This is a genomic window from Amphritea pacifica (assembly GCF_016924145.1).
Lineage (GTDB): Bacteria > Pseudomonadota > Gammaproteobacteria > Pseudomonadales > Balneatricaceae > Amphritea > Amphritea pacifica.
In genome coordinates, this window is the sequence record NZ_JAFFZO010000005.1 from 14,958 (window position 1) to 39,861 (window position 24,904).

At 51.5% G+C, this 24,904-nt stretch carries 18 protein-coding genes; 11 read left to right on the plus strand and 7 right to left on the minus strand.

What is annotated here, in order from left to right:
• Position 1: 1 nt before the first annotated feature.
• The gene (locus JW499_RS03410) at positions 2–403 is read left to right on the plus strand and encodes an SMI1/KNR4 family protein (protein WP_091352929.1); all 402 of its coding nucleotides are present in this window, start codon (positions 2–4) and stop codon (positions 401–403) included.
• Between the two features lie 40 nt (positions 404–443).
• Here JW499_RS03410 and JW499_RS03415 read toward each other — a convergent pair whose 3' ends face one another.
• Positions 444–1,637, minus strand: coding sequence for a YbfB/YjiJ family MFS transporter (locus tag JW499_RS03415; protein ID WP_205209277.1), 1,194 nt, complete (start codon positions 1,635–1,637; stop codon positions 444–446).
• Positions 1,638–1,783: 146 nt separating this feature from the next.
• On the opposite strand from JW499_RS03415, the gene JW499_RS03420 reads away from it, so the two are divergent.
• The gene (locus JW499_RS03420) at positions 1,784–2,644 is read left to right on the plus strand and encodes a LysR family transcriptional regulator (RefSeq protein ID WP_205209278.1); all 861 of its coding nucleotides are present in this window, start codon (positions 1,784–1,786) and stop codon (positions 2,642–2,644) included.
• Between the two features lie 15 nt (positions 2,645–2,659).
• On the opposite strand, the gene JW499_RS03425 is transcribed toward JW499_RS03420, so the two are convergent.
• Positions 2,660–4,420, minus strand: a complete 1,761-nt coding sequence (locus JW499_RS03425) for a DEAD/DEAH box helicase family protein (RefSeq protein WP_205209279.1) — start codon at positions 4,418–4,420, stop codon at positions 2,660–2,662.
• A 240-nt stretch (positions 4,421–4,660) separates the two neighbouring features.
• On the opposite strand from JW499_RS03425, the gene JW499_RS03430 reads away from it, so the two are divergent.
• Positions 4,661–5,470 carry a mechanosensitive ion channel family protein gene (locus JW499_RS03430; RefSeq protein ID WP_205209280.1) on the plus strand — a complete coding sequence of 270 codons (810 nt, stop codon included), beginning with the start codon at positions 4,661–4,663 and terminating at the stop codon, positions 5,468–5,470.
• A gap of 46 nt (positions 5,471–5,516) precedes the next feature.
• Here JW499_RS03430 and JW499_RS03435 read toward each other — a convergent pair whose 3' ends face one another.
• The 3 genes from JW499_RS03435 to JW499_RS03445 all read right to left on the minus strand — a co-directional run bounded on the left by JW499_RS03435 (position 5,517) and on the right by JW499_RS03445 (position 9,598).
• Positions 5,517–7,745 carry a sodium:solute symporter gene (locus tag JW499_RS03435; RefSeq protein ID WP_205209281.1) on the minus strand — a complete coding sequence of 743 codons (2,229 nt, stop codon included), beginning with the start codon at positions 7,743–7,745 and terminating at the stop codon, positions 5,517–5,519.
• A gap of 93 nt (positions 7,746–7,838) precedes the next feature.
• Entirely contained in the window at positions 7,839–8,111 is a 273-nt protein-coding gene (gene yidD / locus JW499_RS03440; protein WP_205209282.1) for a membrane protein insertion efficiency factor YidD, read from the minus strand.
• 101 nt (positions 8,112–8,212) lie between these two features.
• Positions 8,213–9,598: a PhoH family protein gene (locus tag JW499_RS03445; RefSeq protein WP_205209283.1), complete on the minus strand. Its 1,386-nt coding sequence runs from the start codon at positions 9,596–9,598 to the stop codon at positions 8,213–8,215.
• Between the two features lie 133 nt (positions 9,599–9,731).
• Here JW499_RS03445 and cobB point away from each other — a divergent pair, with 133 nt between their 5' ends.
• Both cobB and ppnN read left to right on the plus strand, forming a co-directional pair.
• On the plus strand, positions 9,732–10,439 hold the full coding sequence (gene cobB, locus JW499_RS03450; protein ID WP_205209284.1) for a Sir2 family NAD+-dependent deacetylase: 708 nt from the start codon (positions 9,732–9,734) through the stop codon (positions 10,437–10,439).
• A 167-nt stretch (positions 10,440–10,606) separates the two neighbouring features.
• Entirely contained in the window at positions 10,607–11,989 is a 1,383-nt protein-coding gene (gene ppnN / locus JW499_RS03455; RefSeq protein ID WP_205209285.1) for a nucleotide 5'-monophosphate nucleosidase PpnN, read from the plus strand.
• A gap of 12 nt (positions 11,990–12,001) precedes the next feature.
• Here ppnN and JW499_RS03460 read toward each other — a convergent pair whose 3' ends face one another.
• Together JW499_RS03460 and bktB are read right to left on the minus strand one after the other, a co-directional pair.
• Positions 12,002–15,001, minus strand: a complete 3,000-nt coding sequence (locus JW499_RS03460) for a proline dehydrogenase family protein (RefSeq protein ID WP_205209286.1) — start codon at positions 14,999–15,001, stop codon at positions 12,002–12,004.
• Between the two features lie 172 nt (positions 15,002–15,173).
• A complete protein-coding gene (gene bktB / locus JW499_RS03465) occupies positions 15,174–16,358 on the minus strand; it encodes a beta-ketothiolase BktB (RefSeq protein ID WP_205209287.1) in 1,185 nt (394 codons plus the stop codon).
• Positions 16,359–16,518: 160 nt separating this feature from the next.
• Here bktB and JW499_RS03470 point away from each other — a divergent pair, with 160 nt between their 5' ends.
• The 6 genes from JW499_RS03470 (at position 16,519) to hrpA (ending at position 24,485) form a co-directional block, all read left to right on the plus strand.
• A complete protein-coding gene (locus JW499_RS03470; RefSeq protein ID WP_205209288.1) occupies positions 16,519–17,460 on the plus strand; it encodes an AEC family transporter in 942 nt (313 codons plus the stop codon).
• Positions 17,461–17,493: 33 nt separating this feature from the next.
• Positions 17,494–18,243, plus strand: coding sequence for a TIGR00266 family protein (locus JW499_RS03475; RefSeq protein WP_205209289.1), 750 nt, complete (start codon positions 17,494–17,496; stop codon positions 18,241–18,243).
• Positions 18,244–18,371: 128 nt separating this feature from the next.
• Positions 18,372–19,331, plus strand: coding sequence for a M23 family metallopeptidase (locus JW499_RS03480; RefSeq protein ID WP_205209290.1), 960 nt, complete (start codon positions 18,372–18,374; stop codon positions 19,329–19,331).
• Positions 19,271–19,732 (plus strand): bactofilin family protein, encoded by a 462-nt coding sequence (locus JW499_RS03485; protein WP_205209291.1) that lies wholly within the window; start codon positions 19,271–19,273, stop codon positions 19,730–19,732. The genes JW499_RS03480 and JW499_RS03485 overlap by 61 nt, the downstream gene beginning before the upstream one ends.
• Positions 19,733–19,735: 3 nt before the next feature.
• On the plus strand, positions 19,736–20,530 hold the full coding sequence (locus JW499_RS03490; protein WP_205209292.1) for a class II glutamine amidotransferase: 795 nt from the start codon (positions 19,736–19,738) through the stop codon (positions 20,528–20,530).
• 31 nt (positions 20,531–20,561) lie between these two features.
• Positions 20,562–24,485, plus strand: a complete 3,924-nt coding sequence (hrpA, locus tag JW499_RS03495; protein ID WP_205209293.1) for an ATP-dependent RNA helicase HrpA — start codon at positions 20,562–20,564, stop codon at positions 24,483–24,485.
• Positions 24,486–24,904: the final 419 nt, after the last annotated feature.

Genomic DNA, 24,904 nt, shown 5'->3' on the forward strand with positions numbered 1-24,904 from the left:
TATGCAAGATGTAATTGATGCGCTGCGTGATGCGAATATCGACGTAGTAACGCCTCTGGAACTGCCGGATTTTGACGATATTGTCGCGGCGGAAGAAGAGATCTGTGTACCGCTTTATCCGGATTTTAAAGAGTTTCTGCTGACGGTCAGTGATGTTATCTGCGGTTCTATCGAGCCGGTGACCGTGGCTGACCCTTCTTCGCATACCCATCTGCCTGAAGTCGCTGCGTATGCCTGGTCGATCGGTCTGTCCCGCGAGCAAACGCCGATCTGCGCCCATGATGGCGGTTTTTATGCGGTCACCATTGAAGGCTCTGTGGTTTACTGGACGCCGGAGAGTGGTGAAGTTGAGGAGTGGACCACTGTGTGGGAGTGGGCCAGAGAGGTCTGGTTAGTCAGCTAATGCATCAGATGATTAAAACGGCTCAGATGAGCCGTTTTTTTTAAGCTGTTCTGAGGGCCAGCTCCCGTTGCTCACCGGCCTTGAGTATCAGAATCATTCCCGCCCCCAACACTGAGATTGCAGCGGCAATATAGAGGGAGTCAGCATAACTGCCACCCTGGTCGGCGATAATACCGGCGATGGCGGGGGCTCCGATCTGAGCGATACCGTAGAGTAGAGTCAGTCTGCCCATCAGTTTTGCTGGTTTGGTGGGGTAGAAACGACCCGCCATTGCCAGCACCAGACTAACGATAGCGATAAAACTGCCGCCATAGAGGGCTGCGCTGATGAGTACGACCCAGAGGGTATCGTTCAGAGCGGGCAGTATGATACCGATAATCTGAATCAGAAAGGCGATCAGCAGGGCATTTAACTCTCCCAGTCGGCGGGCAACTCTGTCCCACAGAATCACTGCAGGGGTCGCACTCAGACCGACAAAGACCCAGACAATCTGGCCATCACCCTGCAGTGCAGGCTGGGCTTCAACGATTGCCACCAGAAAAGTGGCGCTGATCACATAGGCATAACCGGCACAAAAATACATGATACCCAGCAGTATAAACCAGCGCCGGCTGGGAGGGGTGTCCTGCAACCGCTGACCGGCAGTGGTCTGATGGCTGGTATCCGGACGGGGCAACCAGCGCCAGGCGGGAATAGCAATCAGTGACCCCAGCACGCCGACGGCCAGCCACTGTTCTCTCCAGTCGAGGTGACCGATCATCAGTTCGGCCGCTAAACCGCTGACAATGATGCCCAGTCCGGCTCCGGCATAATGAATACCCAGTTCAGGTCGGTGGCCGTGACGCAGCAGCCAGTTCATAATCAGCCCGGCACTGATCAGCATGCCACTGGCACTGCTTAGCCCTGAGAAAAATCGCAATACTCCCCAGAGCCAGATATTATCCGTTAGCGCCATACCGAGGGTGGTAATCACTGCTGTTATCAGACCTGCACGGTAGAAGGCATCTTTGATTTTCAGGTTACCAACGGTGGCAGCCAGCAGAGCACCACACATATAGCCGATGTAATTAATGGTGGCCAGATAGCCTCCGCCCAGGTCGCTCAAACCGGCTTCTGCCTGCATCGCGGGTAGCAGGGTGGTATAACAAAAGCGGGCGATACCGATGGTAAGAATCAGGCCGAGCAGACCGGAGCCCAGTACTTTAAGGTGTTGTCTGTTTGCCGTTGTATCCATAGAACTCAGACTGTCTTTATGTTTATTTGTAAGTGTATGTATTAATATTGTTCGTTACTAATGAATTATTAAGAACTTAATGTTCTTCTATAGAGAACTATTTGTTTGGTGATTTTGCATCTGTTAACGGTTGTATGGAGATAAGGTTGGAACTGATTGCACTGAAAACCTTTGAAAAGGTCGCGAAAGAGGGCGGCATACTGGCTGCGGCGAAGCAACTGAATACGGTGCAGTCTAATGTCACTACACGGATTCAGCGGCTGGAAGAGGAGTTAGGTACCAAGCTGTTTTCCCGCAAGGGACGTGGGCTTGAATTAACCCGCCCGGGTATGATTCTTCTCGAGTATGCTGAACAGATTCTGCAACTGGAGCGTCAGGCGGGTGTCGCTGTCAGGCTGGCGGATAAAGGTGCTGCTGAAATTAAAATTGGTGCCATGGAAACGTTTACGGCAACCCACCTGCCACAGTTGTTGGGGGCATTGAGAGAGAGCTGCCCAAAACTTAAACCTCAGGTCACGGCAGCAACGACAGCGGAGCTACTTCGGGCAGTATTGGAGCACCATATTGATTGTGCCTTTGTGGCGGGGCCGATAGATCATCCTGATCTGGTCACTATTGATGTCATGACTCAGGAATTGGTATTAGTGAAACCCGGGAGCGTTGCTCCGGCGGATAACCTGGTGTTGTTCCGGGAAGGCTGCGTCTATCGGCAAAAAGCGCTGCAGTGGTCACGGAACTATCAGAATAGCTGTTACGGTCTGAGTGAGCTGGGCACACTTGAGGGGATTCTCGGCTGTGTGGCTCAGGGGCTGGGGGTGACACTGATGCCCCGCAATGTGGTCGAGCTATCGATCTATCGTGATAGCCTGGAGTTTGAACCCCTGCCAGATGATGTTTCTATCGTGCCGACCCAGTTTATCCGCCACCGCAGTACCCCAGCGTTGAACGTGATCGAGGCACTGTTTGACTCGTTACGCTGGCTGCCAAACCGGGATAAGGCAATTTAAGACTGATCGCAGGGGCTATAGCTGATGAGCTTTGCGGTAGTTGCCCTGATAATCAAAGATGCGCTCCTGCACCCGCCAGAATTTTCCGGCTTTGCGGGCGACAACAAAGTCTGGGGCGGTGAACAGTTGGGATACCGCTAACACCTCCTCTATCGAGCTGAACTGGCGCGGCTGTAAGCTCTGGCCAAAGCGTCGCCCGTACAGGTCGTTGAACCGTTTCCGCTGCTTGCTATTATGCATATCAAACAGCTCGCTCAGCTCTTCGCCCTGCTCATCGTGATAGATAACTCTGAGTTTGCTGTTTGATTCGCTTAACGAGATTCCGGCGCAGCGGATAACCATAGCATCTTTCAGCTTAAGGGCTGCTTTGAGCTGATCATCGGGGTCGATGATGGCGTGGCCGCACTGATGGCAGTGGCGGGCCGCGATGTCGTTTTCCGCATTGCACCGGGGGCATTCCTTAAAGCGGAAACGATAGTCGCATTGTGACTTTTTATCCTGAGACGGGGAGCCGTCTACACCCTCAATTGTACCCTGACAGCGTCGCCCAAAATGCTCAAGAATATTGCCCTCCTCATCTGTCTTGCCCCAGAAGATATTGGCAAATTCGCAGACCGGGCAGAACACCTGTACCGGCACGCTGCTGCTATCCGGTTTTGGCTGCCCCACTTCGGGCGAGAACAGATCGAAGCCGTTGCCCGCATAATCCATTACCAGACAGTCCCGCTTGCCCTCTGCCAGTCTCAGGCCCCGGCCCACGATCTGTTGAAACAGAGAGACGGACTGGGTGGGTCTGAGCAGGGCGATAAAATCCACATGGGGGGCATCGAAACCGGTGGTCAGCACCGCGACATTGACCAGATATTTTATCTGCCTTGTTTTAAAGCGACTGATTAGTTGGTCCCGTTCTGCATGTGCCGTATCTCCGGTGATCAGCGCCGTTTCCTTTTCCGGAAGGTAGCTGCATATCTCATGGGCATGTCTGACGGTGGCGGCGAACACCATGACCCCGCAGCGTTCTGCTGCCAGTTCCACTATCTGTTCACAGATCGCCCGGGTTACCCGCGGATGACGGACCAGTAGCTGGTTCACCTCTGCCTCGGCATAGTGGCCAAAACGGTTGGCATTGAGGGCTGAAAAGTCATATTGGGCGATCGGCGCATCGACCATGTTGGGAGGGGTGAGGAAGCCCCGTTTGATCATGTATTGCAGAGGGAGCTCATAGATGCAGTGCTCAAAGGGGCGCGACTCGCTGCTGCGGCAGAAGCCGCGATAGTGATAGCGATAGATCCAGCCCATACCCATACGGTAGGGGGTTGCGGTTAAACCCAGCAGTTTCAGCCGGGGGTTATACTCCCTCAATTGCGCGAAAATCTGTTGATACTGGCTGTTTTCGTCGTCGCTGATCCGGTGGCATTCATCGATAATCACCAGTGAGTGTTCGGTGGCGAAATCCCTGAGGTTGCGGGCGACTGACTGCACACTGGCAAAGGTGACCTGATAATGACTTTGCTTCTGCTTCAAGCCTGCGGAATAGATGCCGCCTTCAAGTCCGTAGTTCAGGTATTTGTTGTGATTCTGCTCAACCAGCTCTTTGACATGGGCCAGCACCATAATTTTACGTCGTGCCAGGCGCGCCAGTTCAGCGATAACCAGGCTTTTACCTGCGCCGGTTGGCAGAACGATGACGGCCGGCTCATCGCTATTGCGAAAATGGTTCAGGGTTGCTGCTACCGCATCCCGCTGATAATCGCGCAGCTGAAAACTATCGGTCATAAAAATAACCAGATTTGTTTTCAGAATTGATGAGCAGTTTATCTGCACGACAGGGTAGTGGCATACGACTATTTTAACGTGGAAATGGCTGATTTAAACGGGATTTTTGTCCGTTATTGTGAGATATTTCTGCTCATAGAAAGCAGGCGTTGCGCATTTTTGTCGATGGGTGATCGAATTGCGTCTATTCTGAAATAATATTTATTCAATGCAGTGTCTATGACAAAAGAGGAAATGGAAATGGATCTATCTTTTTTCGATGTTTATGTGTTGCCCTGGGCTATAAATATCGCTTTGGCAGCGGCTATCTTTATAGTCGGTCGAATGGTCGCAAAAGTATTGGTGAACCTGCTGGGTAAAGCGCTCCGCAAAGGTAAAATGGAGGAGATTCTGGTCAACTTTATCTCTTCGATTGCCAATATTCTGCTGCTGTTAGTGGTGATTGTTGCCTCACTGGACCAGTTGGGGGTTGATACGACCTCGCTGATCGCTCTGGTGGGTGCAGCCGGTCTGGCGGTTGGTCTGGCACTGCAGGGCTCTTTGCAGAACTTTGCCGCAGGCGTAATGCTGATTGTTTTCCGCCCGTTTAAAGAGGGGGATTTTATCGAAGCGGCGGGTGTTGCCGGTGTTGTTGAGCATATCAGTATTTTCAATACCATTATGCGCACCGGCGATAACAAAGAGGTCATAGTCCCGAATGGCAATATCTACAGCGGGGTTATCACTAACTATTCTGCCCGTGATACCCGTCGTGTCGATATGGTTTTTGGCATCGGTTATGGCGATGATCTGAAGAAAGCCAAAGCATTACTGGAAGAGATTGTGACCAGTGATGAACGGGTCCTGCAAGACCCGGCACCGGTGATCGCCGTATCTGAACTGGCGGATAGCAGCGTTAACTTCGTGGTTCGTCCATGGGTAAAGTCTGCTGATTTCTGGGCAGTGAAGTTCGATACCACTGAAAGCGTTAAGCTGCGCTTTGATGAGGAAGGCATCTCTATTCCTTTCCCGCAGATGGATATTCATCAGTACAAGCACGACAGCGAGTAATTCTGACTGCTCCCGAAACAGCCGCATATGCGGCTGTTTTTTTTACCTACTCTTTAAGCGGTTTCTCTGCCGGGTCTGACGGTTTTTCAATCAGCAGGCTATTTTCTAACTGTATTCTGAGCGTTTCGTTTTCCTGACGTACCTTTTGTGTTTCCAGTCGGGAACGGAAGATCTCCTGATAACGGAGCTCAAGGCGGGCTTCCAGGTCTTCAATCTGCTTGTTCAGCATTTTGATCGTCTGTTCATGTTTTTTGATCTTATTTTGCAAGTTATTGATCAGGCCATAGCTCTGGCTACCTGCTTCAGCCTCATTCAGGTTCTCATTCGCGGGCATTCGCTGCTGGTTTAGTTCAACCACCAGATGGCTATAGAGCGCCTTCAGGTCGGTGGCCTCACGGGTGTTATAACGAATACTGCTTTCCATCGCTTTATGGGCACTGGCTGCGCCAATTGAACCGGCGAGTATGTGTTCGAGCATACGATGGAACTCGAGCAACTCTATAATGGCGATATGGCTTTTACCTGTGACCTGCAGGTCTTCGGTAATTTGTAGCAGGGCGGCTTTAGTCTTGTCTTTGTTGAGATAACTTTCCAGCAGTGTTTGTGCTTCGTTAAGCTTATCATCCAGAGGGATGTAGCGGTCCAGTCCTGTGGGACGGGCTCTCTGAGAGGGGGCGGGCTTCATTGAGCAGAGAAACTCGGTGGAAAGGTTTCGCTCTGCTTTGTGCGGATTGTAAAGCAGTGAGCCGATGATGTAGAAACCGATATTAACCAGCAGGGTCCAGAATACACTGTGGGGGATGGAACCGATCTCATCAAAGCCAAACAGCGCTTCAGGTCGCAGCAGGGCAAAGCCAAACAGCCCGTCATCGAGAATCGTTTCAGGAAACCATCCATGGCTGATAAAGGCCGGAATCATCAGGGTATAGATCCACATCAGAAATCCAGCAAACAAACCAGCCAGTGCTCCGGCGCTATTTCCCCGGCTCCAGAACAGGCCACCCAAAAGTGCTGGAGAGAACTGAAGCACTGCAACAAATGAGATCAGACCTATCGCCACCAGAATATAGGAATCGGTGAACTCGATGGCAAAGCCATAGCTGCCCAGCAGAATCATCGCCGCCAGCAGCCAGCGAATCTGTAGCAGAAAGGGTTTAATGAAGCGGCAGGCAGGCACTCTTTCCAGTACCGGAAGAATCAGATGGTTGGAGGCCATTGTAGAGAGAGTCATCGTGGTGACGATGATCATCCCTGTGGCGGCAGAAAAACCACCAATAAATGCCAGCAATGTTAGGGCGTTATTACCCGCCAGTTGTGGCAGTAACAACACATAGTAGTCGGCGGACTCCTGTGGCAACCCCATCAGCAGCCCCCCGGCGGCAATCGGTACCACAAACAGATTGATCAGAACCATATACAGTGGCAATACCCAGATCGCGGTCTTAATGTGTTTGTGATCTGCATTTTCCACCACCGCAACATGGAACATACGGGGTAGGTTCTGGATAGCAGCGAAGCTGAGCACGATCAGTGTCAGCCACATAATACCGGAGTTAGAGGTGCCGCTTATCTGAATAACCCGTTCGAATCCCTGGTCAAACAGACGCTCGGTAATATCATCGAAACCATTAAACAGGCCGAAGCTGACAAACAGCCCGATGGTGATAAAGGCGACCAGTTTCACCAGACACTCCACTGCCAGGGCGGTCATAATCCCCAGATGTCGTTCGGTGGGATCTAAACGGCGCATACCAAACATGATGGTAAAGGCGATCATGAACAGTGTGATCAGTAAGCCGGATAACCCCCAGCCCATGGTTGAACTTTCATGGTCGGTAATCAATTGAAAGGAGGCGACTACGGCTTTCAGCTGCAGGGCAATATAGGGCAGAACCCCGAACAGAGCGATCAGGGTGACCAGCGCGGCAATGGTTTCGGAACGGTTATACCGGGTGGAGATAAAGTCGGCGATACTGGTGATGCGAAAAACCTCTTTGGCAAACACCATGCGTCGCAGGGTGACCCACCAGAGGGCAATGCCCAGCATCGCACCAAGGTAAACGCCGAGAAACTGCAGGCCAGAACTGGCAGCAAAGCCAACACTGCCATAAAAGGTCCAGGAGGTATGGTAGACCGCCAGCGAGAGGCAGTAAACCCAGGGGCTTTTAAAGCTCTCCCTGCGGGTTTCGCCACGTCTTTCAACTAATTGTGCGATACCGAAAAGTACCGCCATATACAAAGTAACGGTGAGAATTACAGTAAGAGAGCTAAACATCCTGATCCTTACTTCAACGGCTTAGTTTGTAAATCAGACAGTTAAGCTATAGCTGGCTTCGCTTCTCAGGTCAATTAAAGGTTACCCAAAAACTTATTCCGGCGGTGTTGAAGGTGTTTTCTGGTCTACTTTGTTTGCACTGCAACATGCCGGCGGTACCGGGTCATACCCTCCGGGATGGCCAGGATGGCATTTGCCGAGGCGTTTAATACCCAGCCAGCAGCCTTTGATCACGCCATGGGTTTCGATCGCTTCAAGGGTATACGCCGAGCAGGTTGGATAAAACCGACAATTAGGCCCCAGAAACGGGCTTATCAGGTATTGGTAGGTGCGGATCAGGAAGATAAAGCAGCGTCGTAGAATCATCGTTTAAGTGTAGCGCTGTCGGGGAGCCGGAGACAAGCAAAAGCCGCGTCACAGCGCGGCTTTGATAGCAATATGTTTGATAACCGCTGCTTTCGGACAGATCAGAGATGCTCCTCAGCGTACTCCGCCAGTCTTGAGCGGAAAATGCCCTCCAGGTGGATAGTCGATGCGCCTTCGAAGTCTTTAAACCGCTCCACGACATAGGTCAGACCGGATGTGAGTGGGGTCAGGTAGTTGGAGTCGATCTGTGCCAGGTTACCCAGACAGATCATCTTACTGTCCTTACCACAACGGGTGAGGATAGTTTTCAACTGCTGAGGTGTCAGGTTCTGTGCTTCATCGATCAGCACCACAGCATTCTGAATGCTTCGCCCACGGATAAAGTTGAGCGACTTAAACTGAATGTTGGCCTTCTCAATTGCGTATTTAACGCTGCTCTGAGGTCGTTCATCACCTTCGTGCATCGCTTCCAGGTTATCGTGGATAGAGCTTAGCCACGGGGTCATCTTCTCCTCTTCAGTGCCCGGCAGGAAACCGATATCTTCGGCCACCGGTGGGGTAGAGCGGGTGACGATAATCTTGTTGAAGCGTCCCTCTTCGATCACCATCTCCAGAGCACAGGCCAGCGCGATCAGGGTTTTACCCGAGCCCGCCGCACCGTTCAGCAGACACAGATCGATATCCGGGTCCTGAATCGACTGCATGGCAAACGCCTGATAGATATTGATGGGGTGGATGCCCCAGCACTCCTGTTGCATCAGCTTATCGTAGCCAAGGTCCAGTAGCACGATCTCTTCATGGCTGACTGAAACCACCCGTGCCGCAAAATCTTTTGAATCATCGTAAATATACTGACAGGGATAGGCATCTGGTAGCAGATCTGGACTGATTTTATGGTAGGTGTTTGCGCCGTCCTGATAACTTTTGACCTTCTCAACTTTTTCCCAGAAATTACCTTCAATATGGTGATGTCCTGAGGGTAGCAGATCCAGGTCGGACACCAGTTGATCCTTACGATAATCCTCAACTTTTTGCAGTCCGGCACCCATCGCTTTAAGGCGCATATTGATATCTTTGGTAACGAGAATAATTTCGCGATGGGGGTCGCTGCCCTGCAGGTGCAGCGCACAGTTGATAATATGGTTGTCGTTGTTCTTATTGTCCGGGAGGAAGCCCTGACGGGTTGTGAGCTCGTGGTCGGGGAATATACTCAGTTTACCCAGCCGGGTGGTGTCTTCGGTGCCGGGAACCTTAATCTGTACCCCTTTGAGTATCTGGGATGGGGTGGCGGCACTGAGGATATTATCGATGGCGCGGATTACGTGCCTGGCTTCCTGGGCGACACTCTGTTTACGATCCTTGATGCTGTCCAGCTCTTCCAGGACGGTCATCGGTATAGCGATATCCTGTTCTTTAAATTCGTACAGGCAGTTGGGGTCATGCAGTAAAACGTTGGTATCGAGGATATAGAGTTTATCAGCACTCATGCGGGGGTTCCTTCTCGAGCCGACTCAGATGTTTATACAGTAACCGGTAAAAAATTGCCGGCCTGTATAGTTAGTTAAGCAGAAGTTGGCGTAGGATAAAACCCACTTGTCACCATTTTTAAGGAGCAGGGTTGTGCAATATCAGAATATTGTGATTCTCACCGGTGCCGGAATATCGGCAGAATCAGGAATAAGGACGTTTCGGGCGGCGGATGGTTTGTGGGAAAACCATCGCATAGAAGATGTCGCAACCCCTGAAGCGTTTGCCCGCAACCCTGAGCTGGTTCATCAATTTTATAATCAGCGCCGGGAGCAGTTGCTGCTGCCGGATATCGGGCCCAATCCAGCCCATCTGGCGCTGGCAAAGCTGGAGCAGAACTTTAAAGGGGCATTGCTACTGGTAACCCAGAATATTGATAATCTGCATGAGCGTGCCGGCAGTCGCAATCTGATTCATATGCATGGGGAGCTATTAAATCTGCGTTGTACTACCTCTGGTCAGGTGTTTACTCACCATAAACCGGTGGGGCCGGATGCCCGCTGTGGTTGTTGTGGTCAAATGGGCACCCTGCGGCCGGATATTGTCTGGTTTGGTGAGATGCCGATGCAGATGGAGCTGATCTATGATGCCCTGGAAAGCTGTGACCTGTTTATCTCCATTGGCACTTCGGGACATGTCTATCCCGCCGCCGGATTTGTTGAAGTTGCTAACCGTGTCGGGGCCGAAACAGTGGAGATTAATCTTGAGCCTTCAAAAAAACAGTCAGCATTTGATCGCCATATTTATGGTCCGGCCAGCCGCGAAGTGCCTCTGTTTGTTGAAAGTTTGATCAGTAGTTAATTCTTTTTTATCAAAGGGTTAATGGTGTAGTGTAGAAAATGTAACTATATTGTAACCTGAACTTTATATTTTTTAGACGGGTCCAATTGAAATGGAGGGACCCGTTAAGCCCTGTTTACGGCCGGGAACTGTTCCTGCGCTGGGGTATTGATCAGAGGGGCAGGACCATGATGACCGAACAATATGTAACCGCTAATATTACGCCACTGGATAGTCTGGATACACTTTCACCTTTTGAAGTTGCAAAACTACAGGACCGCAACCAGGCGGGTTTATATCCCCTGTTTCGACAGTGTGCGCTGGCAGTACTTAACTGTGGGAGTGAAGAGGACAGTACCAAACAGGTGCTGGAAAAACATAAGAATTTTGATATCAGAGTCAGCCAGAAACACCGCGGTGTGCAGCTGGAGCTGATCAATGCGCCTGCCAGCGCGTTTGTTGATGGGGAGATTATTCAGGGTATCCGTGAGCATCTGTTCTCTGTACTGCGGGATCTGCTTTACGTTGGCGATGAACTGGATAAGTGCTGCGATGGCCTGCAAGAGGGGGAACAGATCACCAATATGGTGTTCCATATCCTGCGACATGCCAAGGCGATAGAGCCCCATGTGAAGCCGAATCTGGTGGTGTGCTGGGGTGGACACTCCATTGGTCGGGAGGAGTATATCTACACCAAGCAGGTCGGTTATGAGCTTGGCTTGCGAGGGATGAGCGTCTGTACCGGTTGTGGACCCGGTGCGATGAAGGGGCCGATGAAAGGCGCCACCATCGCCCATGCGAAACAGCGCATCAGCGATGCCCGCTATGTGGGGATATCTGAACCGGGTATTATTGCGGCAGAGTCCCCCAATCCCATCGTCAATGAGCTGATCATCATGCCGGATATAGAAAAACGGCTGGAAGCGTTTGTCCGGTTGGGGCATGGCATCATTGTTTTTCCCGGTGGGGCGGGCACTGCAGAAGAGATTCTCTACATGCTGGGTATCCTGCTGCATGAGCGTAACAGCGCCTGTCCTTTCCCACTGATATTCACCGGCCCTGAGGGGAGTGAGGCCTATTTCGAAACGGTGGACCGCTTTATCCGGTCTACCCTGGGTGACCGGGCGGCTTCACTGTATGAAATTGTGGTGGGCGATCCCTACGAGGTGGCGCTGAAGATGAAGGCGGGGCTTGAGCGGGTGACCATTTATCGTAAAGCGACCGGCGAATCGTTCCACTTTAACTGGCAGCTGTATATCCCCGCTGAATTTCAGCAACCCTTTGAGCCGACCCATGAAAATATGGCTGCGCTTAATCTCAGCCGGGACCAGCCGGATTATCTGCTGGCGGCTACCCTGCGTAAGGCGCTGTCCGGTATTGTCGCGGGTAATGTAAAAGCGCCGGGTATTCGTGCCATCGAGGAGTTTGGTCCATTTGAACTCACAGGCGAACCGGAACTGGTCAATGAGCTTGATGTGCTGTTGTCATCCTTTGTGTTGCAGCGGCGTATGAAGATCGATTATGAGGAGTATCATCCCTGCTATCGTCTGGTTCAGGCGGAGGTTGCCTGATTTCAGGCCACTTTATATGCTATCGTCGATGTCGGAGGAGCAGATCGTCTCCTGGGTGAAACCCATCAGATAATCGGGGCTGCCCGCTTTCGGACCGGTACCCGATAGTCCTCTCGACGCGAAGCGCTGACCATGAGTATGGACAGCGCTCTGGTTACGCCTGATAGCGATACTGGCGGGGCGGATCAGGTTACGGATCTGATCAATGGTCTGGTTATCCTGAGACATAACGCTCAGAGACAGACCGTAACTGGTGCGGTTTATCTCCTCCAGAACGCGTGTAAGGTTGTCGCTCTGGTAACGAATGATATGCAGAATCGGACCAAAATGTTCCTCACTCAGTTCATCAATTGAGAGCAGACGAATCAGTGTTGGCGCAACAAAATAGCCGCTATCGTGCTGTGCATTCAATTCGCCTTCATATATCAGTCGGCCATGTATCCTGCTGTGCTCTATATGTCCATGCAGTGCCTGCAGGGCATGGTTATCGATCACCGGCCCCAGATCGGTATCCGGTTCAGCCGGGTTGCCTGTCTTCAGGGTCATGATCGCCCCTGTCAGCATCGATTCCATCTGTTCTGCGGTTTCCTCTGGCAGATAGAGCACCCGTAACGCCGAACCGCGCTGTCCGGTGCCGCTATACGCCGCTTCAATGGCATCTCTGACGATCTGTTCAGGGAGGGCCGTGTAGTCGGCAATCATTACCGTTAATCCGCTGGTTTCCGTTATCAGCGGGACAGGCTGGGGTTGCTCCCGTTGTGCTAATAGTCGGGTTATAGAGGCTGCACTCTGATTGGATCCGGTGAAACTGATGCCGCTGAGACGAAAGTCTTTGAGCAGTGATGCATTGATTGATTCACTGCTGCCGGGGAGCAGGGCGATAGCGTCTCTGGCAACCCCGGCGTCTAATAATAACTGGGTTGCGCGATAGGCGATCAGAGGGGTGCTATTGGCGGGTTTGGCAATCACTGAATTGCCGGCCAGCAGTGCCGCAACGACCTGACCGATGCCGATAGCCAGGGGAAAATTCCAGGGGCTGATACAGACAAATATTCCCCGGCCATTATAGTGCAGTGTCTGCTTCTCTCCCGCTATTGGGGGCAGTTGCTGTGGAGATAAGCGGCTGAGGGCCTGCGCGGCGTATAAACGGCACAGTTCAACAGCTTCACGGATCTCATCAATAGCATCGCGCAGGGGTTTACCCGTTTCACGGATGCAAAGTGCAATCAGCTCTTCACGGTGCTGCTCCAGCAGGTTTGCGAAGCGGCGGATAATCGTTACCCGCTCGGATAGCGCCACTCTGTTCCAGTCAGTGAAGCCTGCTCTGGTGACTGCATAGGCTTCGCGTACATCATCCGGGGTGCTGGGAAACAGCTCTCCGGTTTGCAGACTCAGATTAAAGGGGGAAAACCGGGTCTCCGGTGGCTGGGATCTGACCGGCTCGCCATTTATCAGCGGCGCAGCCTGCCATTGCTGGTCGCGAAATGCATCGATCTTGTTCAACAGTTGTTGGCGCTGGGATTGCGTGTCGATCATCACAGCGGCTGCGCTTATTCCGGCAGAGGCTTTAGCTTCCGTGGTTTCATTGACCGATACGCTTGTCGGAGCAACGGAGAGGTTGTTATGTAACAGGCGGTAAAGATGTGAGGGCAGTTGCGCCTGAGTGCCAATGATTATGCAAACTCTTTGTGTCACCGCACTATTGGTGTTTTGCCGCTGAGCAAACAGGGGTTCGCCAAGCCCCTGTTGTCGCTGCAGCTCAATGGGTTTAGTGCTTTGCTCCGCCATCGTTACTATCTGGTCAAGGGCGTTGCTGTTATGGCTGGCAAACTGGGGAAGAAGTCGGGGGCACTGATCCTGTAACAGATAGGCGGCGCATATCAGATAAGACAGATCGGTTATTTCGGTACGGGTATAAACCGGATAATCCGCCAGCCCCTGCTGCCGCGCACGGGTTATCTCTGTGTCCAGATAACCACCTTTAACCAGCCTCACCGGAATATCTGTCTGTAGCTCCTGGGCAAGGAAATTTAACCAGCCAAGGATCGGCAGGGCCCGTTTAGAGTAGGCCTGAACAGTCACACCCAGTCCGCCCCAGCCGCAGCAAAGATCACTGTGTAGCAGGTTTTCAAAAACCTTCAGTGTCAGATCCACGTGGCAGGATTCCTCGGCTTCAAGGGTGATTGGGATATTTTCAGTGCGGGCGAGAATCAGCAGATGCAGCAGCTTTTGCGTTACCTCTTCAATCACGGCAGGTGCTTTGAGGGGGGCGAAACGGGGGTGCAGCGCAGACAGTTTGACGGAAAGGGAGGGGTTAACGCGGCAGTGGGACTTCTGTGCTGATAGCGCTTTGATCGCGTCCAGATATCGGTTCAGAGTGGTTCTGGCTGCCTCTGCCGTGACCACCCCTTCAGTCAGCAGATGAAGACTGTAGGCGTGGTTTTCAGAAAGCTCGCTGATCTGCCGGATACTGTCACTGAAGATGAATCGCTTTCTCAGACGCGTGACGGTATCGCTGAGGGTGGTGCGAATAAAAGGATAATCGAACCGTTCAGCCAGTCGACTGAATATACTATGGGCCTGGATAGACTCAGTGATTCTCTGTTGTTGGATGGCCTGTTTCCAGGTATAGGTATGCTGTATTGCAGTGGAGTTTCGTTCCAGGAAAGGTTGCCCGTTAGCCGCAGTCAGCTTCTCCTCGATAAATCTGTTAATACTGTTTTGATCCGGCAGGTGAAGCAGTATTTCGGCCAGTGAGATCAGTGCGATCTGCTCCTCACCCGTGAGTTTGTCAGCACTTTTCAGTGACGGGGCGCAGAACAGATCTTCCTGCCGTTCATCGATAGAGGGAAGTGCACTGATAGGGGGGAGCTGTAGCTGGGCAGTAAGCTCTGTGAACTGAGATTCCATCACACCTTCATCTGCACAGTAGTACGCCGGGATATTGTTCCACAGCTGTGCTGCGTTCCATTTAACCTGCTGATCTGTGAAATATAGCGTGAGAGGAAACATAGGGAGCCTGTTGTCAGTGAATTAATCGAATGTCAGACAGAGCATAGCTTACCCATATGTGATCCGTAACAGGTAGTTTGAAAATGGTGAGTGTGCCGTTGCGGGTGGTCAATAGAAAAGCCCGCTGTTATGACGCAGCGGGCTTGGGTTAAAAAAATGATGCGGGGGCGTTTCAGATTTTTTCAAACAGAGCAGCAATACCCTGGCCACCGCCGATACACATAGTCACGACCACATAGCGACCACCACTGCGTTGCAGCTCATACAGCGCTTTTACGGTGATAATCGCACCGGTTGCACCAATCGGGTGGCCCAGTGAGATGCCGCTGCCGTTGATGTTAACCTTCTCCAGCGGTAGTTCCAGATCACGGCAAACCGCGAGAGCCTGAGCAGCAAAGGCTTCATTGACTTCCCAGACATCAATATCGCCAGTAGCCAGTTGATTGTCAGCCAGTAGTTTACGTACCGCTGGAACCGGCCCAATACCCATATATTTAGGTTCAACCCCGGCAAAACTGTATCCGACCAGCCGGGCCATCGGTTGTAAGCCTTTCGCCTGCGCGGTTTCAGCTGCCATCAGCGTTACTGCCGCTGCGGCATCATTGAGGCCAGAGGCGTTACCAGCGGTGACACTGCCATCCTTTTTAAACACCGGACGAAGCTTTGCCATATCGTCGATAGTGCAGCCATAGCGCAGGTGTTCATCGGTATCAAACAGAGTGACGCCCTTACGTGATTTCAGTTCGATCGGAACAATCTGTTCTTTGAAGCGTCCTTCAGTAATAGCCCGTTCAGCATTGTTGTGGCTCATAACAGCCAGAGCATCCTGATCTTCACGGCTGATCTGCCACTTTTCAGCGATATTTTCCGCGGTAATACCCATGTGGGTATTATCAAATGGGCAGGTCAGTGCGCCTACCATTGCATCAACAATGGCGGCATCCCCCATCCGCTGGCCAAAGCGGGCGGTTGGCATCCAGTACTGGGATTGACTCATCACCTCGGCGCCCCCGGCTACAGCTGCATCGCATACGCCCAGCTCAATCTGCTGTGTTGCGGAGATGATTGCCTGCAGGCCACTGCCACACAAACGGTTCATGGTGACCGCAGGGGTTTCAATCGGCAGGCCACCGTTAACGGCGGCAACCCGGCCCAGATACATATCCCGTCGTTCGGTATGAATCACGTTACCAAAGACGCTGTGGCCGAAATCTTCAGGTGCGGCACCAGAACGGGCGACCGCTTCACTGACGCAGGTGCTGGCCAGGTCGCAGGGCGTCTGTGATTTCAGGCTGCCACCAAAACCGCCAATCGCTGTCCGGACTCCGCTTAGTACGACTACTTCTCTCTTGCTCATAGTTGGATCCTGTATATTAGCTGTATGTAATTATTGTTATAGTTTGCAATGTAGTGCAGTCAGGGAGATAACTTATCACTGGTCAGTACTAAAGGCTCTAGCCAATTAGTGAAACATTAATAACAATTTCGCTCTGCTATCTATTTTCTGAGAACACCTGATGCATTTGTTGTTTGATATCGTCATTCCTGTTTTTATCCTCATGGTGTTGGGCTGGGGTTCCCGGCGGTCCGGTTTGCTAGAGGAGTCCAGTGCCGCAGCGTTGAACCGCTTTGTCTATTTCATTGCAGTGCCCGCTCTGATGTTTACCTCGACCGCTTCTGTTGATATAGCCTCGGTATTGCAGTGGGACTTCATCACCGTGTATCTGGGCGGATCTGTGATCGCGATTGGAGTTGCGTTTTTGGGCTGGAAAAAGATGCAGCTGTCGTCTCCTCTCGACTGGACTGTGGTTGCACTGAACTCTGCCTGGGCCAACACCGTTTATATGGGCGTGCCGATCTTCTATTTTATCTTTGGCGAGCAGGGTACTTTACCGGTCATCATCGCGACCCTGTCCAGTAATCTTATCTTCATACTGGTGCTGGCGGTGATGTCTGAGTTGCAGAACAGTGGGGGCGGTGTGCTGGCGAAACTGAAAACGTTGTTGTTACAGGGGCTGCTTAAAAACCCGGTTATGATGGCGCCGTTGTTGGGAATGCTGGTATCGGTGAGCGGCATAACACTAGCGCCAATGGTACTAACACCGATGCAGATGCTGGCTCCGTCTGCAGCCCCGGTGGCGCTTTTTGCATTGGGGATTTCCCTCAGCGGTTTGAAGATCAGGGGCGGGCGTTTTGAATTAACCTGGCTGACACTGGTCAAGCTGATAATACACCCTCTGGCAACCTTTGGTCTGGCGCTTCTGTTTGGTTTAGATCCTTTCTGGGGGGCTAGCGCCGTAGTGCTTGCCGGTCTGCCAACCGGGGCGATGGTGTTTGTGCTGGCGCAACAATATAACACCCGGATATTACTGTCCTCGGCAACGATTATGGTGACTACCCTGGTGTCATTGATTACCCTGGCTGTATTGCTGCCGTTGATGAAACAATGGGGTGGCTAGTGCCCGTTAAAGAAAGCTGTTATGGAGAGCGATATGAAGTGTCATAAAGTGGATTATGAAATTATAGGCAATTCAATGCCGATGCTGGAGGTGGAGCTGGATCCGGGTGAGACGGTGATCGCAGAAGCCGGCTCCATGAATTATATGGAGGGGGATATCAGCTTTGAAACAAAGATGGGGGACGGCGCCGATCCCGAGGAAGGGGTGTTCTCAAAGCTATTCTCTGTCGGGAAGCGGATGATCACTGGTGAATCTCTGTTTATGACCCACTTCACCAACAGTGGAAACCAGAAGCGTAAGGTTGCCTTTGCAGCACCCTATCCGGGGATGGTTGTTCCGGTAGATATGTCTCAGACCGGAGAGCGACTGTACTGCCAGAAAGATGCGTTTCTCTGTGCCGCTCTGGGAACCCGTTTATCAGTGGCTTTTTCTCGCCGGCTTGGGGCCGGTTTTTTTGGTGGTGAAGGCTTTATTTTGCAGAAGCTTGAGGGAGATGGAATGGCCTTTATTCAGGCTGGTGGTTCGGTGGTGAGAAAAGAGCTGAACAATGAAACCCTGCGGGTTGATACCGGTTGTCTGGTTGGCTTCAGTGAGGGGATCGATTATGACATTGAGATGGTTAAGGGGTTGAAGTCGATGTTCCTGGGGGGAGAAGGTCTGTGGCTGGCGACACTCTCCGGGACCGGCAGTGTCTGGGTTCAGAGTCTGCCGTTTTCCCGTCTTGCCGACCGCATTATCGCTGCAGCCCCTGCTATCGGGGGAGATGACAAGGGTGAGCGTTAGCCGCAGTGTGAGCCGTGTCAGCTAAAGGTCATAAAGTGGTGTATTTTTGATGTCGTTTTTATGACTTTTAGCATCAATAAAGGTATATTTCACCGATATTTTTTATTGTAAATATTGGTTTGCCGGTCATGTTGCGTAAAAAGCTGGTTATTACATTAACAACTGCACAGGGATCGCGGCAGTATACTCTGGGCCAACTTGCCAGGTATCTGCTTGCGCTGTTTCTGGTGATGTCGGTTTGTAGCTTTTTTATCTCCAACCTGCTGTTGGTCAAAACCTCGGATGAACTGGACGATCTGGAGCAGGGAATTAATTCCCTGGCCAGCCAGTACGAGATGACGCTGGGGGCTCAGGAACTGCAAAAAGGCCAGCTCGATCAGCTCTCCACTACCCTGCAGGAGCTGAAGGTTGAGCGTGATCACTTACAGGAAGAGAACCTGCGTATCGGTGAGCTGAATGAAACCCTGGATGCCAGTCTCTATGGGCTGGAAGATCTGTTGGGGTTACCGCCTTCTGAAGAGATGACCTCTGACCGGGCCGATGCCCTGACTGTGATGACCAACCAGCGGCTGTTTTTTCTCAGCGTGCTGCCTAATGGTGAACCGACGCAGGGCATTCGGATCACTGATGGCTTTGGTATGCGTATGCATCCCATCCACAGGAAACGGATTATGCACAACGGCATAGATTTTAAAGCCGATACCGGTACTCCTGTATATGCCACAGCCGATGGAGCGGTGGAGTATGCCGGGATACACAAGCAGAGTGGTTTTGGCAAACTGATTATTCTGCAGCATGCGCTGGGGTTTAAAACGTATTACGCTCACCTGAGTGATGTCAAAGTTAAAAGCGGGACTTTTGTCAGCAAAGGGCAACTGATTGGTCTGACGGGGAATTCCGGTATCTCTACCGGCCCTCATCTGCATTATGAAGTTCGCTATCTGTTCAGACCTGTTGATCCGGCGCCATTTGTGGCCTGGAATATAAGCAATTTCGAATCACTGTTTTCAGAAGTAAAAGGTGTAAAATGGGCTTCTTTACGAAAAATGTACCCGCTAAATCAGGCGTTGCAAACGGCTCAGCAATAACTATCATAGCTGAAGGTAATAAGTTCAGTGGCGATATGAGTATTATCGGCCGGATGCATATAGACGGTACATTTGAAGGTAATATCTCCTCCCTGGATAATATCTCAATCGGTAAGAGTGGCCATGTACACGGCGTGGTAAAAGCCAATCATATTACGGTGTGTGGCCTGCTTGAGGGGGAAGTTGTCTGTGATGAACTGGAGATTGACCGCGGCGGCAAAGTGGTTGCAACGGTTATCAGTAAAGTGATGGCGATTCACCCGGAAGGCAATTTTATCGGTGAGCGACGCATGAAAGAGGTAGGTGTGTTAGAGCACACATCGCCGGTTGAGTCCGGTGTTGATGCAATTGATTCCCTGCCGGATAAAGTAACGATCAAAGCGGATAAGGAATCTGCCTGAACGATGTGTGAGCTGCTTGGCATGAGTGCCAATGTCCCAACCGATATCTGTTTCAGTTTCAGTGGACTGATGCAGCGTGGCGGGGAAACCGGCCCCCATAAGGATGGCTGGGGAATCGCTTTTTATGTGGGCAAGGGGTTGCAGACGTTTCATGATCCGGCCCCCAGTTGTCAGTCTGAAATAGCGAATCTGATTAAAAACCATCCGATCAAGAGTAAGACCGTTATCAGCCATATCCGTCAGGCGAATGTCGGTAGTATCTGTCTGGAAAATACTCACCCGTTTACCCGGGAACTCTGGGGTTATTCCTGGACCTTTGCTCACAATGGCCAACTGGACCCGAAACTGTTCGACCTGCCGCTGCATTACTATCACCCTGTTGGTACGACCGACAGTGAATATGCCTTTTGCTGGCTGTTGGGACAGATAAGAGAGCGGTTTCCTCAGCGGCCGAAGAATTTCTCCGAGGTGATTGAGCTGATTCATTGCTGCTGTGACCAGTTACGGGAGCTCGGCGTGTTCAATATGTTGATGACCGAGTCTGAGTATCTGCTGGCATACTGCTCAACTAAACTCTCATGGATTACCCGGCGGGCTCCCTTTGGCAGGGCGCGCCTGACCGACGAAGAACTGACGGTCGATTTCTGCAAAGAAACGACCCCTAACGATATAGTAACAGTGGTTACCACCGAGCCGCTGACCAATAATGAACATTGGCGAAAGTTGCAGACAGGCGAGATGATTGTTTTTCGCGAAGGTGTACAGCAACCTCTGAGCCGTTGTTTTGGTCACGCCTGATCTAAACCATTTTTTAACTGAAAACTTCATTGTGACTGCCACTATCAAGCATCTGTATACCCGGCTGGATAACTGTCTGATTGCCGACCGCTTTCCTATTCGAAAGAAAATCCAACTGCTGCAGCGTCGTCTGAAAGAGCATAAACCTTCTGACCGCTTGCTGAGCGAGGTTGAGACGCAGCTGTCACACTCTGAAGAGCGGGTAGCAAAGCGGGCCTATAGTCTGCCGGTGAACTATCCGGATCTGCCTGTCAGTGCCCGCAGGGAAGAGATCGCCAAAGCGATTTCGGAGCATCAGGTGGTGGTGATTGCAGGCGAAACCGGATCGGGTAAGACGACTCAGTTGCCCAAGATCTGCCTGGAGCTGGGGTTGGGCAGGGTGGGGCTGATTGGTCATACTCAGCCCCGTCGTCTGGCGGCCAGAACCGTTGCCAACCGGATCGCTGAGGAGCTGCAAACAACCCTGGGGAGTACCGTCGGTTATCAGGTGCGTTTTACCGAGCAGGTTGCTGACAATACCCTGGTTAAGCTAATGACCGATGGTATCCTGCTGGCCGAAACGCAGAATGATCGTTATCTTGAACGCTATGAAGTGCTGATTATCGATGAGGCCCATGAGCGCAGTCTGAATATTGACTTCCTGCTCGGATATCTGCACCGGATTCTGCCGAAACGTCCAGACCTGAAAGTGATTATCACCTCTGCAACAATCGATCTGGAGCGTTTCTCGAAACATTTTAATAACGCGCCAGTGATCGAAGTGTCGGGTCGTACCTACCCGGTTGAGCTGCACTACCGCCCCCTTGAAGGTCTGGATGACAGCAGTGAAAAAAGCATTCCGGAAGGTATTGTTTGTGCTACAGAAGAGCTGATACAGCTGGAGCGCAAAAAGGGGATCGCGGGTGCCGGTGATATTCTGGTATTTCTCAGCGGCGAACGGGAGATCCGCGAAGCGGCGGAATATCTGAGGAAAGCTGTTCAGCAGGGGCGTATCAAGCATATTGAGGTGATGCCCCTGTATGCCCGCCTCAGCGTCGCTGAGCAGAACCGGATATTTACATCGGTGAGAGGGGCGGGGCGGCGAATAGTGCTTGCTACCAATGTTGCAGAAACCTCTCTGACCGTTCCCGGAATCCGCTATGTTATCGATCCCGGACAGGCGCGAATCAGCCGTTACAGCTACCGCTCTAAGGTACAGCGGTTACCGGTTGAGGCGGTATCTCAGGCCAGTGCAAATCAGCGTAAAGGCCGCTGTGGCCGGGTAGCCGAGGGGATCTGTATCCGTCTCTATTCAGAGGAAGACTTCAATGCCCGGCCTGAGTTTACCGATGCCGAGATCCGGCGTACCAATCTTGCCGCGGTTATTCTGCAGATGCTCAATTTGCGATTGGGGGCAATCGATCAGTTTCCCTTTATCGACCCACCGGACTCCCGCTATATCAACGATGGTTTTAATCTGCTCCAGGAACTGAGTGCCGTCGATGATAAGCGTAATCTGACAAAACTGGGGCGGCAGCTGAGTCGCCTGCCTGTCGATCCCAGGATTGGCCGGATGCTGCTGGCAGCGGTAGAAAATAACTGTCTTAAAGAGATGATTATTATCGCCAGCGCTTTGAGTGTGCAGGATCCCCGCGAACGCCCTATGGATAAGCAACAGGCTGCAGATCAGCAGCATCGTGAATATGCCGATGAAGAGTCTGACTTTGTCACTCTGATCAACCTTTGGAATCTTTATGAGGAGCAGCGGCAGGAACTGAGTCAGAATCAGCTGCGTAAATTCTGCCAGAAGCAGTTTCTCTCCTATATGCGCATGCGTGAGTGGCGCGATGTGCATCGTCAGTTGCATCTGATCTGTCGCAATCTGGATTATAAAGAGAATCCTCAGCCTGCCGGCTACGACGCTCTGCACCGATCACTACTGGCCGGCTTGTTGGGCAATATGGGCTTTAAACAGGAAAATAAAGAGTACCTCGGCGCCCGTAATCGTCGCTTCAGTATCTTTCCCGGATCGATGTTGTATAAGAAAGCACCCAAGTGGATTATGGCGGCAGAGCTGGTCGAAACCAGTCGTTTGTATGCCCGTATGGTGGCGCGAATCGACCCGCTCTGGGCAGAACCTCTGGCAGCACATCTGCTGAAGCGTAGCTATCTGGAACCACACTGGGAGAAGAAAAAGGCTCAGGTTGTGGCGCAGGAGCAGGTGACCTTATACGGGCTTATTATTGTTCCTGGGAGGACTGTACATTACGGCAGTGTCGATCCTAAGGTCAGCCAGCAGATCTTTATTCGCAGTGCACTGGTAGAGGGGCAGTTCAATACCCGGGGGCAGTTCTTCAGCCATAACCGGAATCTGCTTAACTCGATTGAAGATCTGGAAGCCAAGAGCAGGCGGCGTGATCTGCTGGTGGATGAAGAGACTCTGGCTGAGTTTTATGCTTCACGGCTGGAGCAGCATAACGGAAGTAGCGTGGTCAATGGCGCAGGCTTTGAGCAGTGGCGCAAACAGGTAGAGCAGGACAACCCTAGAATCCTGTTTATGCAGGAGGAGGATCTGCTGCAACGTTCGGCGGATCATGTTACCCGGGCCAGTTATCCCGAGCAGTTGCAGCTGAATGGTGCGAAACTGCAGCTTAGTTATCATTTTGAGCCCGGGGCCAAAGATGATGGCGTATCCCTTCAGACGCCGCTGGTACTGCTGAATCAGATTCCGCCAGAGCGACTCGAATGGCTGGTGCCGGGGATGCTTAAAGAGAAGTGCGTGGCGCTGTTAAAGGGGCTGCCTAAATCGCTACGCAAAAACTTTGTGCCGATTCCTGATTATGTGGATGCCTTTGTTGAAGCAGCAGTTTTTGCCCAGGGATCTTTGAATGAAGCACTGGCGCTGCATCTTAAAAGAATGACCGGTGTCAGAATCAGTCGGGATGATCTGGATGCTGTCGATCTGGATGATCATTATCGGGTAAATCTTCGTCTGATCGGCGAGAACAACAAACTTGTTGCCGAGGGGCGCGATCTGCAGCGGTTGCAGAAGCAGTTCGGTTCACAGGCCCGCCAGGCACTGACGCAAGCGCCGTCTGAGAGTTGGGGACGAAAAGGGATAACCGAGTGGGACTTTGGTGATCTGCCCCGGTCGATCAGGCTGAAGCAGGCCGGAGGGCTGGAGCTGGAGGTGTATCCTGGGTTGCAGGACTGTGGTGACAGCGTTGAGCTGAAAGTGTTTGAAGACCAGCCAATGGCGGTAAAGCAGAACCGTCTGGGGCTGATCCGCTTACTGATGTTACAACTGACAGAGCAGATAAAATTTGTAAAAAACCGGTTACCCGGTTTTCAGCAAACAGCCATTTTACTGGCCAAAGTAGAAAACCGTAATCAGCTAAATGAGCACTGTTTGTTCAGTGCAGTTGCCGCTACATTTCTCACAGAAGGTGATGAGATACAGTCTGAAAAGCAGTTTACCGACCGGTTAAACCGGTATCGAAGTGAATTTTGCCAGCAGGCAGAACAACAGGCGCTGTTACTGGAAGAGATTGCCAAACAGTATCACCGTCTACAGAAACAACTTTCAGGTTCGGTTAATCTTCAGGCCGTTACCATCCTTAACGATATTCGGCAGCAGCTGGATGGGCTGATATTTAAAGGCTTTTTAGCCGAAGTGCCGGTGCAGCAATTACAGCAATATCCAAGATATCTGCAGGGTATCGTACTCAGACTGGAAAAATACCAGCGCGAACTGCCACGACAGCGTATGCTGAGCGAGCAGTTACAGCAACTGACCCGACAGTATCAGGGACAGCTACAGCTTGACCGTCAGCATAACCGGTATAATGCTGCTCTGGATGAATACCGCTGGATGCTGGAAGAGTACCGTATCTCACTGTTTGCCCAGCAGCTGGGTACCCGGATAACGGTCTCAGAGAAGCGGCTTAAACAGCAGTGGCAGCAGATCGGGCGATAAATGGAAGTGAGCTTTTTATCTGCTTGTAGCCCATGATTCAGGGGTCGAATTTGATCTGTATCAGTTTTTGCTAATGGATTACTGCAAAAAGGCCTTAACTGCTTAAAAAACCACAACAAATGGTTGCGAACACCGGGTAGCTATGCTGTAATGCGTCAAATTTATTTAAATGCTGTTCTGAAACCTCGGTTTTAAACGGTTTATAGCCTATAATAGGCTGGTTGAAACGGTTGAAGTGCAGGATGTTAACCGGATCACAACTAAAAGATACTAAGGGCTGTTACGCTAGTCAGCCCGCCAGAAATATTGAGTGTAAGAATTTATTTCTTGCACAGCATTGAAATATTTCTGAATTATAGTATTTTCTTGTTAGCTGAGCGTAGTTGATGACGTGAAGCGAAGTAAGAAATAATAAAGTT

Bases quoted from the DNA above. Each gene is read 5' to 3' on its own strand.
- JW499_RS03460 (WP_205209286.1), bottom strand. From the start codon at position 15,001: ATGTTTCCTCTCACGCTATATTTCACAGATCAGCAGGTTAAATGGAAC.
- JW499_RS03430 (WP_205209280.1), top strand. From the start codon at position 4,661: ATGGATCTATCTTTTTTCGATGTTTATGTGTTGCCCTGGGCTATAAAT.
- JW499_RS03435 (WP_205209281.1), bottom strand. From the start codon at position 7,745: ATGTTTAGCTCTCTTACTGTAATTCTCACCGTTACTTTGTATATGGCG.
- JW499_RS03485 (WP_205209291.1), top strand. From the start codon at position 19,271: ATGGGCTTCTTTACGAAAAATGTACCCGCTAAATCAGGCGTTGCAAAC.
- bktB (WP_205209287.1), bottom strand. From the start codon at position 16,358: ATGAGCAAGAGAGAAGTAGTCGTACTAAGCGGAGTCCGGACAGCGATT.
- JW499_RS03470 (WP_205209288.1), top strand. From the start codon at position 16,519: ATGCATTTGTTGTTTGATATCGTCATTCCTGTTTTTATCCTCATGGTG.
- JW499_RS03425 (WP_205209279.1), bottom strand. From the start codon at position 4,420: ATGACCGATAGTTTTCAGCTGCGCGATTATCAGCGGGATGCGGTAGCA.
- JW499_RS03490 (WP_205209292.1), top strand. From the start codon at position 19,736: ATGTGTGAGCTGCTTGGCATGAGTGCCAATGTCCCAACCGATATCTGT.
- yidD (WP_205209282.1), bottom strand. From the start codon at position 8,111: ATGATTCTACGACGCTGCTTTATCTTCCTGATCCGCACCTACCAATAC.
- JW499_RS03480 (WP_205209290.1), top strand. From the start codon at position 18,372: ATGTTGCGTAAAAAGCTGGTTATTACATTAACAACTGCACAGGGATCG.
- JW499_RS03410 (WP_091352929.1), top strand. From the start codon at position 2: ATGCAAGATGTAATTGATGCGCTGCGTGATGCGAATATCGACGTAGTA.
- ppnN (WP_205209285.1), top strand. From the start codon at position 10,607: ATGATGACCGAACAATATGTAACCGCTAATATTACGCCACTGGATAGT.
- JW499_RS03415 (WP_205209277.1), bottom strand. From the start codon at position 1,637: ATGGATACAACGGCAAACAGACAACACCTTAAAGTACTGGGCTCCGGT.
- JW499_RS03475 (WP_205209289.1), top strand. From the start codon at position 17,494: ATGAAGTGTCATAAAGTGGATTATGAAATTATAGGCAATTCAATGCCG.
- JW499_RS03445 (WP_205209283.1), bottom strand. From the start codon at position 9,598: ATGAGTGCTGATAAACTCTATATCCTCGATACCAACGTTTTACTGCAT.